Origin of the sequence: Muribaculum sp. NM65_B17 (assembly GCF_004793735.1) — a bacterium.
GTDB classification, from domain to species: domain Bacteria; phylum Bacteroidota; class Bacteroidia; order Bacteroidales; family Muribaculaceae; genus Muribaculum; species Muribaculum gordoncarteri.
The window spans coordinates 45,027-62,214 of the sequence record NZ_SRYY01000007.1; the positions used below are offsets into that span (position 1 = coordinate 45,027).

At 49.0% G+C, this 17,188-nt stretch carries 14 protein-coding genes; 3 read left to right on the forward strand and 11 right to left on the reverse strand.

The features are described 5' to 3' along the window. Positions 1 to 21 precede the first annotated feature (21 nt). From E5354_RS10845 to E5354_RS10855, 3 genes are read right to left on the reverse strand one after another with little or no spacing between them, the layout of a single operon-like run. Positions 22 to 1,269 carry an ABC transporter permease gene (locus E5354_RS10845; RefSeq protein ID WP_135947479.1) on the reverse strand — a complete coding sequence of 416 codons (1,248 nt, stop codon included), beginning with the start codon at positions 1,267 to 1,269 and terminating at the stop codon, positions 22 to 24. Between the two features lie 18 nt (positions 1,270 to 1,287). Further along, entirely contained in the window at positions 1,288 to 2,505 is a 1,218-nt protein-coding gene (locus E5354_RS10850) for an ABC transporter permease (RefSeq protein ID WP_123396940.1), read from the reverse strand. Between the two features lie 15 nt (positions 2,506 to 2,520). Beyond that, entirely contained in the window at positions 2,521 to 3,180 is a 660-nt protein-coding gene (locus tag E5354_RS10855) for an ABC transporter ATP-binding protein (RefSeq protein ID WP_123396941.1), read from the reverse strand. Positions 3,181 to 3,631: 451 nt separating this feature from the next. Between E5354_RS10855 and E5354_RS10860 the strand changes: the two genes are divergently transcribed. Continuing rightward, positions 3,632 to 4,933 carry a M18 family aminopeptidase gene (locus E5354_RS10860; RefSeq protein WP_135947480.1) on the forward strand — a complete coding sequence of 434 codons (1,302 nt, stop codon included), beginning with the start codon at positions 3,632 to 3,634 and terminating at the stop codon, positions 4,931 to 4,933. Between the two features lie 37 nt (positions 4,934 to 4,970). Here E5354_RS10860 and E5354_RS10865 read toward each other — a convergent pair whose 3' ends face one another. The 8 genes from E5354_RS10865 to E5354_RS10900 all read right to left on the reverse strand — a co-directional run bounded on the left by E5354_RS10865 (position 4,971) and on the right by E5354_RS10900 (position 14,686). After that, on the reverse strand, positions 4,971 to 5,657 hold the full coding sequence (locus E5354_RS10865) for an RluA family pseudouridine synthase (protein ID WP_135947481.1): 687 nt from the start codon (positions 5,655 to 5,657) through the stop codon (positions 4,971 to 4,973). Positions 5,658 to 5,728: 71 nt separating this feature from the next. Further along, positions 5,729 to 7,480, reverse strand: coding sequence for a phospho-sugar mutase (locus E5354_RS10870; RefSeq protein WP_135947482.1), 1,752 nt, complete (start codon positions 7,478 to 7,480; stop codon positions 5,729 to 5,731). Between the two features lie 113 nt (positions 7,481 to 7,593). Further along, on the reverse strand, positions 7,594 to 9,270 hold the full coding sequence (locus tag E5354_RS10875; protein ID WP_135947483.1) for a M23 family metallopeptidase: 1,677 nt from the start codon (positions 9,268 to 9,270) through the stop codon (positions 7,594 to 7,596). A 112-nt stretch (positions 9,271 to 9,382) separates the two neighbouring features. Next, the gene (locus tag E5354_RS10880) at positions 9,383 to 9,931 is read right to left on the reverse strand and encodes a DUF3332 domain-containing protein (RefSeq protein WP_123396946.1); all 549 of its coding nucleotides are present in this window, start codon (positions 9,929 to 9,931) and stop codon (positions 9,383 to 9,385) included. Positions 9,932 to 9,985: 54 nt separating this feature from the next. After that, positions 9,986 to 11,374 carry a transglycosylase SLT domain-containing protein gene (locus tag E5354_RS10885; protein ID WP_246863796.1) on the reverse strand — a complete coding sequence of 463 codons (1,389 nt, stop codon included), beginning with the start codon at positions 11,372 to 11,374 and terminating at the stop codon, positions 9,986 to 9,988. A gap of 23 nt (positions 11,375 to 11,397) precedes the next feature. Beyond that, positions 11,398 to 12,564 (reverse strand): AIR synthase related protein, encoded by a 1,167-nt coding sequence (locus tag E5354_RS10890; RefSeq protein ID WP_123396948.1) that lies wholly within the window; start codon positions 12,562 to 12,564, stop codon positions 11,398 to 11,400. A 23-nt stretch (positions 12,565 to 12,587) separates the two neighbouring features. Next, positions 12,588 to 13,409, reverse strand: a complete 822-nt coding sequence (locus E5354_RS10895) for a phosphatidate cytidylyltransferase (protein WP_135947484.1) — start codon at positions 13,407 to 13,409, stop codon at positions 12,588 to 12,590. 170 nt (positions 13,410 to 13,579) lie between these two features. Next, positions 13,580 to 14,686: an alpha/beta hydrolase gene (locus E5354_RS10900; protein WP_135947485.1), complete on the reverse strand. Its 1,107-nt coding sequence runs from the start codon at positions 14,684 to 14,686 to the stop codon at positions 13,580 to 13,582. 279 nt (positions 14,687 to 14,965) lie between these two features. Here E5354_RS10900 and E5354_RS10905 point away from each other — a divergent pair, with 279 nt between their 5' ends. Both E5354_RS10905 and E5354_RS10910 read left to right on the forward strand, forming a co-directional pair. Further along, on the forward strand, positions 14,966 to 16,465 hold the full coding sequence (locus E5354_RS10905) for a sensor histidine kinase (RefSeq protein ID WP_123396951.1): 1,500 nt from the start codon (positions 14,966 to 14,968) through the stop codon (positions 16,463 to 16,465). A gap of 6 nt (positions 16,466 to 16,471) precedes the next feature. Then, a complete protein-coding gene (locus E5354_RS10910) occupies positions 16,472 to 17,182 on the forward strand; it encodes a response regulator transcription factor (RefSeq protein WP_123396952.1) in 711 nt (236 codons plus the stop codon). Positions 17,183 to 17,188 lie beyond the last annotated feature (6 nt).

The window sequence follows — 17,188 nt, forward strand, 5'->3', positions numbered from 1 at the left end:
TAAGTTATGATGTTATTTGTTTTATTTATCGTTAAGTGCCTCGATGGGTTTTATGCGCATCGCCTTTATGGCGGGTATTGTTCCGGCTGCCGTTCCGAGCGTCAGGAACACTACCAGGATTATTATAGCCGAATAGAATGTAAGCTGGAAGGGTAGAGGCTCTTCGTTGATGGGCGGTGTTATCATTTCGGCTATTGCGAGTATTCCCGAGGCGAAGCATATCCCGGCTATTCCGGCAATGACGGTCAGCACGATGCTTTCCGACAGAACCTGCATGATTATGTCACGCGGCTTTGCTCCGATTGCTCGGCGTATTCCTATCTCCTGGGTGCGTTCCTTGACGATGATCCACATGATGTTGCCCACGCCTATGATTCCGGCAAGGAGCGATCCGAATCCAACGAACAGCACCAGCACATCGACACCGGTAAACATCTTGTCGATCATGTCAAACTCCTCCGAGATGTCCATATACATGATTGCTCGCTTGTCATCGGGATGTATCGGATGTGACAGTCGTATTATGCGTTCGATTTGTGGTTGCAGTTCGGCAGGAGTGTGACCGCTTTTTACATCTATCAGAGCCATGTCGACACGTGTACCGAGGTTGTAGGCTTTGCGCATCGTCGACAGCGGTATTGTGATCATGTTGTCGACATCACCGTTAATCTGCACTTCCGATTCCTGTCCGACGACTCCCACAACGCGGTAGTAAATGTTGTTTACCTCGATGAATTTGCCGAGGGGATCGGTGCTGCCGAAGAGTTCTCCGGCCACGCGCTTGCCTATGCAGCACACTTTCTTGCTGTCGCGCTCGTCAGCTTCGTTTATGAAGCGTCCGCTATATATTACAGGAGTGAATATTTCAGGGAATGCGCTTTCGACTCCTTGCACCGATGCTTCGTAACTCTTTGTGCCGTAATGCAGCGAGGCCGATCGATTGGACACTGCGCTCATTGCTTTTATATCGCTTACACTGTGGCGTATGTTGTCGATGTCGGTCTGTGTCAGTGACCAGTACATGCCCTTTTTATATCCTTTGTAAGGCATGCTTGTGCGGTTGGATGCAATTATTGCCGAGTTTGTCGCGAAGCCTTCAAATTGTCCGCGTAACATGCGCTGCATTCCTTGGGCTCCTCCCCACAGCATTGCAAGCATTGCAGTGCCCCAGAAGATTCCGAATGCGGTGAGGAATGTGCGTATCTTGTTGCGGGCAAGAGTGGCGGTTATCTCCTTCCAGTTGTCTATGTCGAATATAGGATTTTTCATTGTTGTCGTTTGAATGGTTTATTCAGTTCTCAATGCTTCGACAGGGCGTATCTTCAAGGCTCGCATCGCCGGGAATATTCCTGCAAGAGCTCCCGACACGATGAGCACCACCGTTACTTCAATGGCGAGTGACAGGTCGACCCTCGGGTCCTTTATGAAATCTCCGTCGGCAAATACCTGCGCCATTATTTCATTGCCTATCGTGCCGAGCAGTATTCCTATATAACCGAACAGGGTCGTCATTGCCACGCTTTCGATTATCACCTGAAGCAATATGTTGTGGGGGCGGGCTCCAATGGCGCGTCGTATGCCTATTTCATGAGTGCGTTCGCGAACCGATACAAACATGATGTTGCTGACTCCCACTATGCCGGTTATAAGCGTAAGCAAACCGATCACCCACATGGCTGTGTTGAGAACGCCTGCCGCTTCCTGGCTGTTGAGATAGGATGAAAAGCGATTCCACATCCACACCGCGCTCTCATCATCGGGGTCAAACTGATTGTATTTGGCCAACGTGGATTTGATGTTGCGTTCTACGCGCTCGGCATCTTCCATGTTTTTAACCCCTTTTATGTCGACTTGGATGGAGTAGACTTTGTCGTCAAATCCCGATAACGCGCGAGCGGTCGTATAGGGAATGAAGGTGCCGCTGCGCCATTCATGTTCGTATATTCCTACCAAGGTGAATGCTATTCCGTTGACATCGACAGTCTTGCCTATTGATGAACCGATGTTTTTGAAAAGCGTTTCGGCATCCTTCTTGTTGAGCACGATTACCTTGCGCATGTCATTGAGGTCCTTTTCGTTGATGAAGCGTCCGTATATCATGGGCAGCTGCAACATTTTTTCGGTTCCGGGAAATACACCTGAATAGCTTGTGGTAATGTAGTCGAGCGGAGTCGATATTGTGCCGCTTTGATTCATTTCGGCCGTTGCCGAAGCTACATCGTTGGGATTGTCGTTTTTGATTTCATCCAGATTCCGGTCACGCAGCTGTATGTATCGTCCCTCCTTTAATCCTTTGTAAGGCATTGATGTATTGCCGGGATATACGTTGATCTTGTTGGGATTCTGGGCAAGTGACGATGACTGAAATGAGGTGAGCACCCCTTTGGATATTCCAAGCAATATGATAAGCATGAATATACCCCAGGCAACGGCAAGTCCGGTAAGTGCGGTGCGCAGTTTGTTGGTGCGCATCGTTTGCCATATTTCGTTGATAAGGTCAAACATTTTGTGTTGTCGGGGTTATTGGGTTATTATTCCGTCGGAAATTCGTATGATTCGGTTGGTCTGTGCTCCCACATTGGGGTCGTGGGTTACGATTACGATTGTCATGCCTTCGGAGTTCAGTTGCCGGAACACCTGCATCACATCGACCGAAGTTTTGCTGTCGAGTGCTCCGGTGGGCTCATCGGCAAGAATTATTGCCGGGTTGGTTATAAGTGCACGGGCTATGGCCACGCGCTGTTTCTGTCCGCCCGACAGCTCTCCGGGAAGATGGTGAGCCCAGTCGGCAAGTCCCATGCGGTCGAGCTGCTCAAGTGCGAGTGCGTTGCGCTTGCGGCGTGACACGCCTTGGTAAAACAGCGGCAGGGCTACATTTTCAACCGCATTCTTGTAGTTAATGAGGTTGAATGACTGGAACACAAATCCGATTAGCTTATTGCGAAGCTCGGCGGCCCGGTTTTCACTGAGGTTTTTTATCAGCGTACCGTCGAGGATGTACTCTCCGGTATCGTAGTTGTCGAGAATGCCCAGGATGTTGAGCAGAGTTGACTTTCCGGAACCCGATGCTCCCATGATTGAAACGAGTTCGCCACGTGCGATGTCGAGGTTGATTCCTTTCAGAACATGCAGGGGCACAGCGCCGGGATAAGTTTTATTGATATCTTCTAAATGTATCATTGCACTGTTATGTGGATGAATTTTGCTTTTTAGACGCAACAAGCTGATTAAAGGTTGCAGCAAATTTGAAAAAAATATTGTTTGTGCGACAAAGTTATACAAAAATATCGTTTTATCCCCCCCTATTGTTAAAATAATGTTAAAATATAATAGATTCATTCTAATTATGACCTTATTTTTAACTGTGAATGCCGATAATTAACATATATTGCACAACTTAACGAAACAAACGTAAAGATTTGTACCCCGTTATCGATGCTTAGAGCCGGTACGACAATAAATGTTAACGGCTCTTACGCTCGCCAAAATCAAAATTTATTCGTATCTTTGACTATAGTCTTAGATACTCACGCTTGGCAATGCTCAAATACATTTGGCATTGCACTCGACTTATTCGTATCTTTGATTACAGTATCTTTTTAATTTAAAGTTAACCCTTAAAATAAGTGATATGGAGAAATACAACGCCTCTATCGAGGGGCTTATGGAATTTATGGATGCCGGTGTGTGCAACTTTTTGGCCGTTGACACTCTTGCATCGATGCTTGACTCTCATGGATTCAAGAAGCTTGACCCGCGTGACGCATGGTCGTTGAAGCCGGGTGGGAAATACTATACGATAAAGAATCACTCGGCGCTCTTTGCATTTATTGTGGGTGAATGTGACGCTTCATCGGGATTCAAGATTATATCGGCTCACAGCGACTCTCCCGGATTCCGCATCAAGCCCCGTCCCGAAATGATGAGCGACGGAGGTGTCATGAAACTGAATACCGAGGTCTACGGAGGCCCTATACTATACACGTGGTTTGACCGCCCGCTGTCGATTGCCGGGCGCGTGTTGTTGCGCAGCAACGACCCCTTTAATCCTGAAACACGGCTGTTGCGCGTCAATCGTCCTATCATGACCATACCGCATCTGGCTATTCACTTCAACCGTCAGGTCAACGAAGGCAATCCGCTGTCCAAGCAGAAGGATATGCTCCCGGTTTTGGGCATCATCAAGCAGCAGGCCGAGCGTGACGGTTTCCTTCATCGTTTTGTAGTCGAAGAACTCGGAGTGGCGTCAAATGACATAATCGACTTTGACTTGTCGCTCTATGACACCACTAAGGCTTGCATGGTGGGAGTTAACAATGAGTTCATCACTTCAGGCCGTCTTGACGATTTGTCGATGGTACACGCTGCCGTTTCGGCTCTGCTTGCTTCATCGGAGATGTGCAGGATGACGCGTGTCATGGCTATATTTGACAACGAGGAAACCGGTTCGGGCACGAAGCAGGGTGCAGCGTCACCGGTATTGGAGCATATATGTCGCAGAATAACCATGTCGCTTGGCGGAAACGAGGAGGATTATCTGAGAGCTGTGTCAAATTCATTCATGGTGTCGGCCGACAATGCTCATGCTCTGCATCCCAACTATGCGGAGAAGCATGATCCCACCAATCATCCGGTAGTGGGCGGCGGTCCCGTAATCAAGATAAATGCCAATTGCAAGTATATGACCGATGCCGATTCGGCGGCGGTGTTCAAGACTATATGCGACGAGGCCGGAGTGCCGTGTCAATACTTCGTCAACCACTCCGATGTGGCCGGAGGCTCGACACTCGGCAATATACTCACTTCGCAAATCGACCTCCGGGGCGTCGACATGGGTGCGGCTTTGTGGGCCATGCATTCGGTAAGGGAAACTGCATCGGTCGACGACCACCTCTACACGATAAAGGCGTTTACCAAATTCTATGATCTGTAGATACCCGACAACCGGTTTTAAAATAAAAAAGGAGGATTCAATCCTCCTTTTTTATTGACTCATCAAGCGCTCGCCACAGATTGTCGTCGGGAACGGGTGCCGTTACATCGATTTTGTTGCCGCTGACCGGATGTGTGAACTCAATGCGATGTGACATCAACGATATGCTTCCGTCGGGATTGCTGCGTTTGTCACCGTATTTCAAGTCACCTTTTATGGGACATCCTATGGCCGACAGCTGCACTCTTATCTGATGCTTGCGGCCTGTGAGCAGATTCACTTCAAGCAGATGGTAGCGGTCAGTCGATGCGATGTGACGGTATTTGAGCACCGCTTTCTGCGAGCCTTTCTTCTCGGTCAACGAGGCATAGGACTTGTTGTTTCGCTCGGTGGTGGTTATGTAGTGGGTGAGCGTGTCCTCCTCTTTAGGGGGAAGGTTGCGTGTTATGGCCCAATAGGTTTTGTTTACCTCACCGTTGCGAAACATTTCGTTGAGTCGCGACAGGGCCTTTGATGTCTTGGCGAATATGACAAGGCCGCCCACCGGCCTGTCAAGACGGTGTACGACTCCGCAGAATACGTTGCCTGGTTTGGCATACTTCTCCTTCAACCATAATTTGAGCGTTTCGACAAGCGGTGTGTCGCCGGTCTTGTCGCCTTGCACTATTTCACCGGGAGCCTTGTTGACTACAAGCAGGTGATTGTCCTCGTAAACGACTTCCATAGCTATGATTTAAAAATGCGGGCGCTTGTTGGGGCGCCCGCTTATTTATGATGACGATAATATAGTCTTGATTAATCGATGCCAAGATCTTTCTTGACGGCTTCAATCTTAGCGTCGGCCTTGTTGTTGGCGTCGGCATAGTCGGCGTTGGTCTTCATCGAGCCTTTGACTTCGACATAGAACTTAATCTTGGGCTCGGTACCTGACGGGCGTATGGAAATCTTTGTGCCGTCCTCGGTGAAGTACTGGAGTACATTGCTTGTTGTGGGCATGTCCATCTTGGTGACTTCGCCGGTCTTGAGGTTCTTCATGTTCAGATCGGCATAATCCTTGACGATGACTACATCGCTGCCTGCAATCTGCTTGGGAGGATTGGCGCGGAACTCCTTCATGATGGCGATAATCTCTTCGGCGCCCGATTTGCCCTTGCGCACGAGTGAAACACCTGCTTCGCGAGAGTATCCGTACTTGATGTATATGTCCTGAAGCATCTGGAGGAAGTTCATGCCCTTGGTCTTGGCCCATGCAAGAGCTTCGGCCATGAGTGATATAGCCGATACGGCGTCCTTGTCGCGGCAGAAGTCCTCAGCGAGGAATCCGTAGCTCTCTTCACCGCCGCCGAGGTAGCGTCCTACGCCCTCATTGTCGCGGATTACGGCTGCGATCCATTTGAAGCCGGTGTAGCAGTCATACATCTTGAAGCCGTTCTGGTCGGCGATTGACTTTATTGTTTCGGTTGTCACGATGGTCTTTACGATGTACTCCTTGCCTGTGATGCGGCCGAGCTCCTTATTGCGGGTCATGATGTAGTTGAGAAGTATCATGACAATCTGGTTGCCGTTGATGAGCACATACTCGCCGTTGTCGTCACGAAGCACACAGCCGATACGGTCGGCATCGGGGTCCGATGCGAGGATGAGGTCGGCTTCCACTTCCTTAGCCTTTGCGATGGCCATTGCCATAGCCGAGGGAACTTCGGGGTTGGGCGACTCAACGGTGGGGAAGTCACCGCTGGGCACATCCTGTTCGGGAACGTTGATGATGTTGGTGAATCCGTAGTTGCGCAGTGATGCGGGGATCAGCTTCACGCCTGTTCCGTGGATAGGGGTGTAGACGAGCTTGAGGTCGTGATATTGAGCCACGGCTTCGGGGCTGAGCTGAAGGCCCTTGATTGCGGTGAGGAACTTCTGGTCCATTTCATCGCCGATGATGACGATCTTGGACTTGTCGCCCTCAAACTTGATTTCGCTTACGCTCTTGATTTTGTTTACATTGTCAATGATGTTGACATCATGGGGAGCGATAATCTGAGCGCCGTCTGACCAATAGGCCTTATAGCCGTTATACTCCTTGGGGTTGTGTGAAGCTGTGATGTTGACACCGCTTTGGCAGCCGAGTTCGCGGATTGCGAATGAAAGTTCGGGAGTGGGGCGGAAGCTGTCAAACAGATACACCTTGATGCCGTTGGCCGAGAAGATGTCGGCAACGATTTCAGCATATTCACGGCTGTTGTTGCGCACGTCGTGACCAACTACAACTGCTATTTCGGGCAGTTCGGCAAAAGCCTCCTTAAGATAGTTGGCAAGGCCCTGGGTTGCTGCACCTACGGTGTATTTGTTCATGCGGTTGCTGCCTGCACCCATGATGCCGCGCAATCCACCGGTTCCGAATTCGAGGTCACGATAGAATGAATCAATGAGTTCGGTCTTATCTTCAGCATTTAGCATGCGTCGTACTTCAGCTTTGGTGGCTTCGTCATAGCCGTCACCAAGCCACAGATTGGCTTTTTCGGTTACGACCTTCATAAGTTCGTCATTTTCCATATCGAATTTTTTTGGTATTTAGAAATATATTTATAAGGCAAAGATAGTGTTTTGGGTTATCTAAAGCAAATCTATTGTTAAAATAGTTACTCCAATTTTATTAAATAAAGTTACTACCATCGGAAATTGGATTTATGCTCCGAAGTGTTGCCGCATCGGTCGGTTACTTTAAGCACAACCTGATGGTTGATGTTTCGGTTAAAGCGTGACGGATCCATGGTAAACGAGAGTCGTCCCGTTTTTCCGTCGAGTTCAAACATCGCCCATTTCCCGTCGATTTCACCACGATATTCGGTGATTCCGCTGAGATTGTCCGAGATTATATAACTAACTCGTCCACGCTTTCCCCAGTTGGCCCGCGCTTCGGGCTTTATGACCGGAGGACGCGTGTCGGTAGTTACGGCAAATGACCCTAATCGGTTGGGGGTTCCTTGCATCTTGCCGTCGACATATTTTGCGTCGACAGCTGAGCGGCGCTTCCCGTCGATGCGCACGAGGCAATATTTGTTTTTGTCGGGTACGGTGTCACGGTCAATGTCGATTTCGATTGTGTATTCGCCGCTTATGGGGATTGTGGGGTCGCCTACGGTGAATCGGTCGGTCACGTAGCCGACAATCGGTTCGGAAGTCACTTTCAGGTATATGTCGTCGTAGAATGTACCGGCAGGGAATGACGCTTTTATGCCGTTGCCCGAGTAAACGTTGTGGCCTTTCCACGACAGCATGTCACCTTTATGGACAGCCTCGGGTATGTCGTGACGCACTCCCGTTATGGTGAACGGTACGCGGCGGGTGTTGCCGTGTTCATCCTCAAGAATCCACAAGCACTTGTAGTCACGCTCCTCGTTGATGTCGAGTACGCCGTTGTCGACGGCTTCAATCATGTCGCCGAGCGGACGGGCGGCGGCAACACGCGATGTCATCATCCATGAGTTGTTGCGCACTACGCCGGCATAGTCGACGATTGTGTTGACTCCGCGAGTGTTGTCGAAACTGAATCGGTCGATGACACGCTTGTAGACCGGATTGCCGTCGACGGTGAGTGTGAGATACTTAACGCCGTAGATATTGGAGGTGCCCGACATCTTGTCGTAGGCTTTTATGGCCGGTGTCACTTTGCCCCAAGCCTTGAAAGGTTCCGATGTCTGCTGGGGCGAGTGGGTTACGGGTGATGAGCCGCCGTTGACCACGCCTTCGCCGTTGACAGGGTATAGCGCCAGTGAGCGCAGTTCGGGAGCCACCTTGTCGGTGATGTATTGCTTAAAGTAGGGCATTGGATCGAGGGCCTCCTCGGTCTTGGTGTCACGCACATCCATGTGGAGATGCGGGCCGCCCGACGATCCCGAGTTTCCACTCAAGGCTATCTGCTCGCCGCGTTTTACCGGAATTTCATCGGGCGCAAACTCAAGGTCGACGGCAAATGACTCTTTTTCATATTGGCGCTTTCGCACCGGATTGTCTATTTTAGGTGAGAACGAACTCAGGTGACCGTAGACGGTGGTGAGCCCCGTAGACGGATGGGTGATGTAGATAGCGCGTCCGAATCCCCAAGGTGACACGACTATGCGTGACACATATCCGTCGTCGGCACTGTGTACGGGGATGCCGGTGCGTCCCTGGGTCTTGAAGTCGAGTCCCGAATGGAAGTGGTTGCTGCGTAACTCGCCGAAGTTTCCGCTCAAGTATAGCGGAATGTTAAGAGGCTTGGCGAGTTGAACCTCGGTGCTTTGCGCTGAAGCGGGAAGCGTTATTGCTGCTGCGGTCAATAGTGAAAATATCTTGCAAATCATAGTTGATGTCGTTATTTCTATTCAAAGTTACGACATATAGGCTTAATGTAAAAATAGTGGCCGTGTCACATAACGCGGCACGGCCATTATTTATGTTTTTTTATAAAATCGATTATTTCATTGCGAATGCTGCCTGAGTAGCTGTCTGCTGGTAAGCCCAAACTCCACTCTGTGACAGTTCGACAACCTGCATTGATCCGTCGGGGGTGATCATCTTTACATGAGAGTCGTCGATGAATGTCATGAGCTTGTAGCTTTCGCCCTCGTTAACTCTTACACTCCATGAATCGTCGGCTGCATCGAAGTCAAGGCGTACGACGCTGTTGTCGTTTTCGCTTGTGATGGTGTAACCCTTGCCGTCGCACTCAACGAGGTAGCGGCCGTCCTGTCCGTCTATTACTTTCTTACCGCAAGCCACGGGGTTGTTACCGCTCCAGAACTCGATTGTGTTGAACACGAGTACATCAGCCAGTGCTGAAACTTCGTATACCGGGATAATCCAGAATGCGAAGAATACGAGTTCGTTCACAAACTTGTTGCTGATAGTCTTGTTCCATGCCAATAGTTTGTTGGTAAGAGCAAAGTTACCAATACAGGATGTTGTCAACATCGAACCGGCTAAAGCGATTACGAGAGCAACACTCAGATACTTTTTTTTCATAATAGATAGTTGATTAAATTATAATGTGATTATGCTAATAGTATGAAACATAATTCAAACAGGCACGTTTTTACGAGCCCGGTTGTACATATCAAACACTTTTATCACGTAATTTGTTGTTTCCTTGCCACGAAAATATCCGTATTTACACACAGGGTCGTTGTAATAGTCGGGATTTGCTTTCATCAGCAGTGCTTCGGCCACGTTTCCACTCCACACTTGCGGGTTTTTGCCGTATTTTCGAGCCAACGCTATTGCATCGTATATGTGTGCAATGCCCGAGTTGTAGGCTGCGACTACAAACTTTTTCCGCTCCTCGGGGTCGGGAACGTAACGTGACAGCGACTTGTCGAGGTCGCGTATTATCGCCGTAGCTGTGCTTATGCTCGCTTCGGGATTGGAGATGCGGTTCATCGACAGTCCGTAGGCACGTGCCGTGCGGGGCATGATCTGCATGAGTCCGCGTGCTCCGGCCCATGACACAACCGTGGTGTCAAACCTGCTTTCGGCATATCCTTGTGAGGCAAGCATTCGCCAGTCCCAACCAATATCTTTGGCATATTTCTTGAAAAGGTTGTCGTAGGGCGACATTCGGCCTTTCGACAGGTCGAGCGACAGCGACGGGCTGTTTTTGCTCAGCTCGAAGTAACGCTTCAGCAACTTTTCCTGAGCCTGTCGCGGCTCACTGCTGTCTATCCATGCGTTTATGCTGTCGGCCAGCCATGCTTTGTCAATAGGCACTCCCCATGACGAACGTTGAGGGAAACTCACTTCAAGCGACACATCGAGGGAATTATAGTAGGTTTTATTCAGTCGGGCAATGTCGCTGTCTACAATAGTCAATGGAATTTTGCCTGATGACACCATTTCTATAAGGTCCTCGGTAATCAATGTGTCCTGGTCGACAACGTGCATCATTATGCCTCCACCCAGTTCATCGTTGAGATTGGCAAGGCGATGCTGGTACTTGGAATCCTTCTCTACGTAGACTTCACGCCCTACAAGCTGCGTTACATCGGTGATGAGTGAGTCGGGATTGCCTTTGGGTTGCACGAGCACCTGATGCGTTATGTTTTCAACACCGCAGGGAATCACCCTGTCGCGGTTGGCGGCTATTATTGGGATTTCGTAAGCGGCAAGGTCCACTTTGCCCGAGTCGAGCATTTCAAGCAGCGAGGAGATGCTTGGAGCCACGACAAGGTCGATATAAACTCCTTTGTCGACACCAAACTGCTTTATAAGGTCGTAGTCGTAGCCCATCTGTTCCTCACGGTAGATGAAGTAGGAGAGGGGACTATAGAGAGTTCCCACTCTTAACGTGTCGGGGATGCTGTGTATGGAATCGGCGGCCTCGGCTGATTCGGAGGTTGAGCCGCCTCGGCATGAATATGCCAGGGTGCACACCAGCAACACCGATAGTAACATTGTTGCAAGACTACGCATGATGTCGCGCTTTTAGAAGCCTGTTAATACTTGAATGTGCCCTTATCCGAGATGATGGTGAGCATATTGGTCGGAGCATCTTCCACGCGTCCGATGATGCGGGCCGGGATGCCCATTGATTCGGAAATCTCGATGACGCGGGCAGCATCCTCGGGTGATACGTATATCTCCATGCGGTGACCCATGTTGAACACCTTGTACATCTCTTTCCAGTCGGTTCCCGATTCGCGCTGAATCAGGTCAAACAGAGGAGGAACGGGGAATAGGTTGTCCTTTATCACATGCTTGTCGGTGACAAAGTGCATCACCTTTGTCTGGGCTCCGCCCGAGCAGTGTACCATTCCGTCAATCTTGTCACGCATCTCGTCGAGAAGCTTCTTGATAACGGGGGCGTAGGTGCGGGTGGGCGACAGAACGAGCTTACCGGCGTTGACAGGCGCGTTGTCGACGGCGTCGGTGAGGCCCATCGAACCTGAATATACCAGCTCTACAGGCACTGCTGCATCATAGCTTTCGGGATACTTGACAGCGAGGTCGTGCTTAAACACATCGTGACGCGCCGAAGTCAATCCGTTGGAACCCATTCCGCCGTTATACTCTTTTTCATAAGCGGCCTGGCCGTAGCTGGCAAGTCCCACGATCACATCACCGCCCTTTATGTTGGCGTTGTCGATTACATCGCTGCGACGCATGCGGCATGTTACCGTGCTGTCGACGATTATCGTGCGAACGAGGTCGCCTACATCGGCTGTTTCACCTCCGGTGCTGTATATCGACACTCCCATTCCGCGAAGCTCTTCAAGCAGCTCTTCGGTGCCGTTGATTATGGCGGCTATTACTTCGCCAGGAATCAGCATCTTGTTGCGCCCGATTGTCGAGCTTACGAGTATGTTGTCGGTCGCGCCTACACAGAGCAGGTCGTCGATGTTCATTATAAGGGCATCCTGTGCTATGCCTTTCCACACGCTCAGGTCGCCGGTTTCTTTCCAATATATATAGGCTAATGATGATTTGGTTCCGGCTCCGTCGGCGTGCATTATGTTGCAGTACTCCGAATCATTGCCGAGGTAGTCGGGAATGATTTTACAGAAAGCTTTTGGGTAAAGACCTTTGTCAACATTCTTGATTGCATTGTGGACATCCTCCTTTGAGGCCGATACTCCACGCATGTCATATCGCTGATCGCTCATAGTTTATATTGAAGTTTATGATGTTACAGATACAGAATCAATAGCAGGTAGCACAGCACCGCGGGTGAAACGCACAGCAGCGAGTCGATGCGGTCGAGTATGCCTCCGTGACCGGGCATTATGGTGCCTGAATCCTTTACGTGCAGGGTGCGCTTTATCATCGATTCGACGAGATCGCCCCATGTGGCGAATATCGACACGACAACCGACATGGCCACCATAAGCGATAGCTTCACGGGTGCGAATGTCGCAGGCCACAGGTTCATGATGAGCAGTGCGGTGGCGATGCAGAACACCAATCCGCCCCAGAATCCCTCCCATGACTTCTTGGGTGATATGCGCGGGAACAACGGGTGACGGCCTATAGAGCTGCCTACGATGAAGGCTCCGGTGTCGTTGAGCCATATAAAAATGAACATCGCCAATACGAGGTAGGGCGATATGGCATATATGCACGACATCATCGCCAGGGGGAAGCCGATGTAGAGTTGACCCATCATGGAGTAGGCAAGATTGACCAGCGGAGATTTGTCCTGGACGTACAGCTGCATGATGAAGCGTACAAGGAAATAGCCCAGATAGGCGGCAAACGGTGTGTATATATTGAATGACACGACACACCATGTCGAGGTGATAAGTGCGATTGCTCCCAAAATGTCGACTATGCATGTAGCCGTACTCTTTTTGGCGGTGCTTACATGACTTAATTTGAAAAATTCAATAAGCGCCAATATTGCAAACAACAGACATAACGCGAGGAATGTCCATCGGTTTATGAGTATGGCCGCCACGATTAGAGCCACATATATGGCTCCCGAAAGGCTTCGCAACAATAAATTCTTCATTTACTCGGTCAATAATTTAAATTGAGCTTCAAAAGTACGTAAAAAAAGTGATATTGGGAAATATTAGATAATATATGACTTAAAAAAAGCTTTCGACAATCATTGAGGTGACGGTCGAAAGCTTATTGTGGGTTGGCTCTTATTGTTGTGACGGAGTCAATGAACTCTTATTATTTGAACAACATCGGTGCGAGTTGATAGAGGCTGCGGCGCCAGGTGAGGAATTCATGGGCTGTGCCGGGCGAAACGTAGGACACGGCATTGTAGCCTGCATCCTTCAAGGCTTTGGCGGCGGCTGTAACGCCTTCGGGGTTCTCCTTGCTTCCGCAGCTGATGAAGGCGAGTTTCACACCGCTGTCCTTCAAGTCCTCGGGAGCGTAGGTTCCGCCGCTGAGCAGTCCGTAGTAACCGAATACCTCGGGACGACGGGTGGTGATGAGCTTGGTTTCAACACCTCCCATCGAAAGTCCGGCCATTGCGCGATGATCTTTGTCGGGAATTGTGTTGAAATTGGCGTCGATATAGGGTATGAGCTCGTCGATAAGCAGCTTCTCAAACTCCTTTGCGTCAAACTTGTCGATGGTTCCGAACTTAATGTTGTTGGTCAGTCCGTAGGTCATCACGATGATAAACGGATCGATTTTGCCTTCGGCGATGAGGTTATCCATGATAAGGTTGGCGTGACCTTGGCTTGACCATGCGGTTTCGTTCTCGCCCCATCCGTGCTGAAGATAGAGTACGGGGTATTTTTTGTTGCTCTTTCCATACTCCGGGGGAGTGTAAACGAATGCGCGCTGATGGGTGCCTGTGCTCGGTGAGTTGAACAGTACTTGCTGTACATTGCCGTGGGGAACATCCTTTAGAGCATAGAAGTCACGGTCATGGGCGGGAATCTCGATACCGCTTTCCCAACGACATGAGCCGAAGTAGTTAAGTGTGCCTGGGTCGTTAAACGTTCCGTCGTCGACAATCAGGTGATAGTAGTGGAAACCTTCGTCCATAGGTCCTGCGGTTGTTCCCATCCAGGAGCCGTCGGCCTGCTTTTCGAGTTTTGTGCCTCCGCTGCCACCCAGACCCAATGTCACGGTTACCGATTTTGCTTCGGGAGCGTCAACTTTGAAGCGTGCATAACCTTGAGAGTTTACCATGGGATACTCCTTACCGGGGTGATTCTTGGTTGAAGGAACGAAGTCCTCCTTTACCTGGCCTTGAGCCATGAACGATGTGCTTAGCAACAGAGTCACCGCACAAGCTGAAATTTGTAATAACTGGTTCATGATGTTTTTTGATTATTGGTTATTACAAAATTAGTCACTATTTAATGCCTTGGATGTTACTTATGTTTCAAAAATCTTTGATTATGAAACGTTACATTGGAAAAGTTTTGAAAAAATAGATAAAATATTTTGGTTGGAATATTAATTATGTTAATTTTGCATTTAAGTGTTAATTGTGATGAATATAAGTGCATGTGCTTAAAAACAATTAACGATTAAGATTGTTAACGTTATATAATATAAATGGAAACCTCATGTAGGTTCTACATTAATTAAAATATGAAGAAAGCGACTATCTGGTTTTTGACAATAATAATGGCGCTGACCTTTTGCGGGTTGTTGTACCTTCAGATTATGTATATGAAAAACATAATCAGGATGCGTGACGACCAATTCTCGGAAGGTGTGCGCCGTAGCCTGTATAGCGTTTCCACTACGCTTGAACAGGATGAAACCCGGCATTTCCTTGAGGAGGATGCCGCTGCGATAGAGCAGTCGATATATTCCCAGCTTGACGCATCGTTGCCCGGCAAGGATGCGCTGAAGTATTCATTCCCGAAGGCCGACAACCTTGATGTCAAGCCGTTGACTGAACGAAGCGGCAGTAAGGTCAACAAAGACCGATACCGCAACATGCAGGAGAATATACGTGGACAGTATCTCTATCAGAAAGGATTGCTGAATGAGGTGATACTAAATATCCTGAGTCAGTCGAGCAACCGTCCTATCGTGGAGCGTGCCGACTCGGCCACGGTTGCGGGCTATCTGCACTCCGAGTTTGAGAACAACGGATTGAACCTGCCGTTTGAGTTTGCCGTCGTCAATCGTTCGGGACGCGTCATCTACAGCTCTTCGGGTTATGAGGCCAACCATGCCGGCAAGAACAACATGTTTGTGCAGACTCTGTTCCCCAACGATCCTGTGAGTAAGATGAATTATATAAAGGTGTATTTCCCCACCAAGAAGGACTACATCTTTTCGTCGGTCAAGTTTATGATACCGTCGTTTATCTTCACCTTCATTCTGCTTGTGATATTTCTCTACACCATCATCATAGCGTTTAAGCAGAAACGCCTTACCGAGATGAAGAATGACTTCATCAACAACATGACGCATGAGTTTAAGACACCCATTTCGTCAATATCTCTTGCCGCGCAGATGCTAAACGATGACTCGGTGCGCAAGTCGCCCACCATGATGCAGCACATAGCCACGGTGATAAATGATGAAACGAAGCGACTGCGTTTTCAGGTGGAGAAGGTGTTGCAGATGTCGATGTTTGACCGTCAGAAGGCGACTTTGCGCCTCCAGGAGATAGACGCTAACAAGGCAATCGCCAACATTGTGTCGACATTCAAGCTCAAGGTCGAGAGCTACGGAGGCAAGATTGAAAGCGACCTTGCAGCTTATGACGCTATAGTCGAGGTGGATGAAATGCATTTTACCAATGTCATTTTCAACCTTCTCGACAATGCTGTTAAATATCGTCGTGAGGATGAGCCGCTGATGCTTAAGGTGGCTACAGCCGACATCTCGGGCAACCGCTTTGAGATAAGGATATCCGACAACGGAATAGGCATAAAGCGTGACGATCTCAAAAAGATATTTGAAAAATTCTATCGCGTATCTACGGGCAACCGCCATGATGTGAAGGGTTTCGGTCTTGGACTCGCTTATGTCCACAAGATGGTTACCGAGTTGAAAGGCGACATTCGCGTAGAGAGCGAACTTGGAATAGGAACAACATTTATAATTATATTACCACTTACTAAAAATTAAACTATTATGGAAGAGCGTTTGCGTATATTACTATGCGAGGATGACGAGAATCTTGGCATGTTGCTGCGAGAATATCTTCAGGCAAAGGGATTCAATGCCGACTTGTTTCCTGACGGAGAAGCCGGTTATAAGGCATTCCTTAAGGGAAAATACGATTTATGTGTCCTGGATGTGATGATGCCTAAGAAGGACGGATTTGCATTGGCACAGGAAATTCGCACTGTCAATTCAGAGGTTCCTATCATTTTCCTCACCGCCAAGTCTTTGAAGGAAGATATACTTGAGGGCTTCAAAATCGGAGCCGACGACTATATCACCAAACCTTTCTCAATGGAGGAACTCGTGTTCCGTATCGAAGCCATATTGCGTCGTGTAAAGGGAAAGAAGGGTAAGGAGATTACCATGTACAAGATCGGACGCTTTACTTTTGACACCCAGAAGCAAGTGCTGATGATCGACGACAAGGTGACTAAGCTTACCACCAAGGAGTCGGAGCTGTTGAGCCTTCTCTGTGCCCATGTCAATGAGATTCTTGAACGTAACTTCGCGCTTAAGACCATCTGGATCGACGACAACTACTTCAATGCACGTTCGATGGATGTTTACATCACCAAGCTGCGTAAGCACTTGAAGGATGATCCTTCGATTGAAATCATTAACATCCACGGCAAGGGCTATAAGCTCATCGCCCCCGAAGTTGAATCGAAGACAAAGTAAACACCC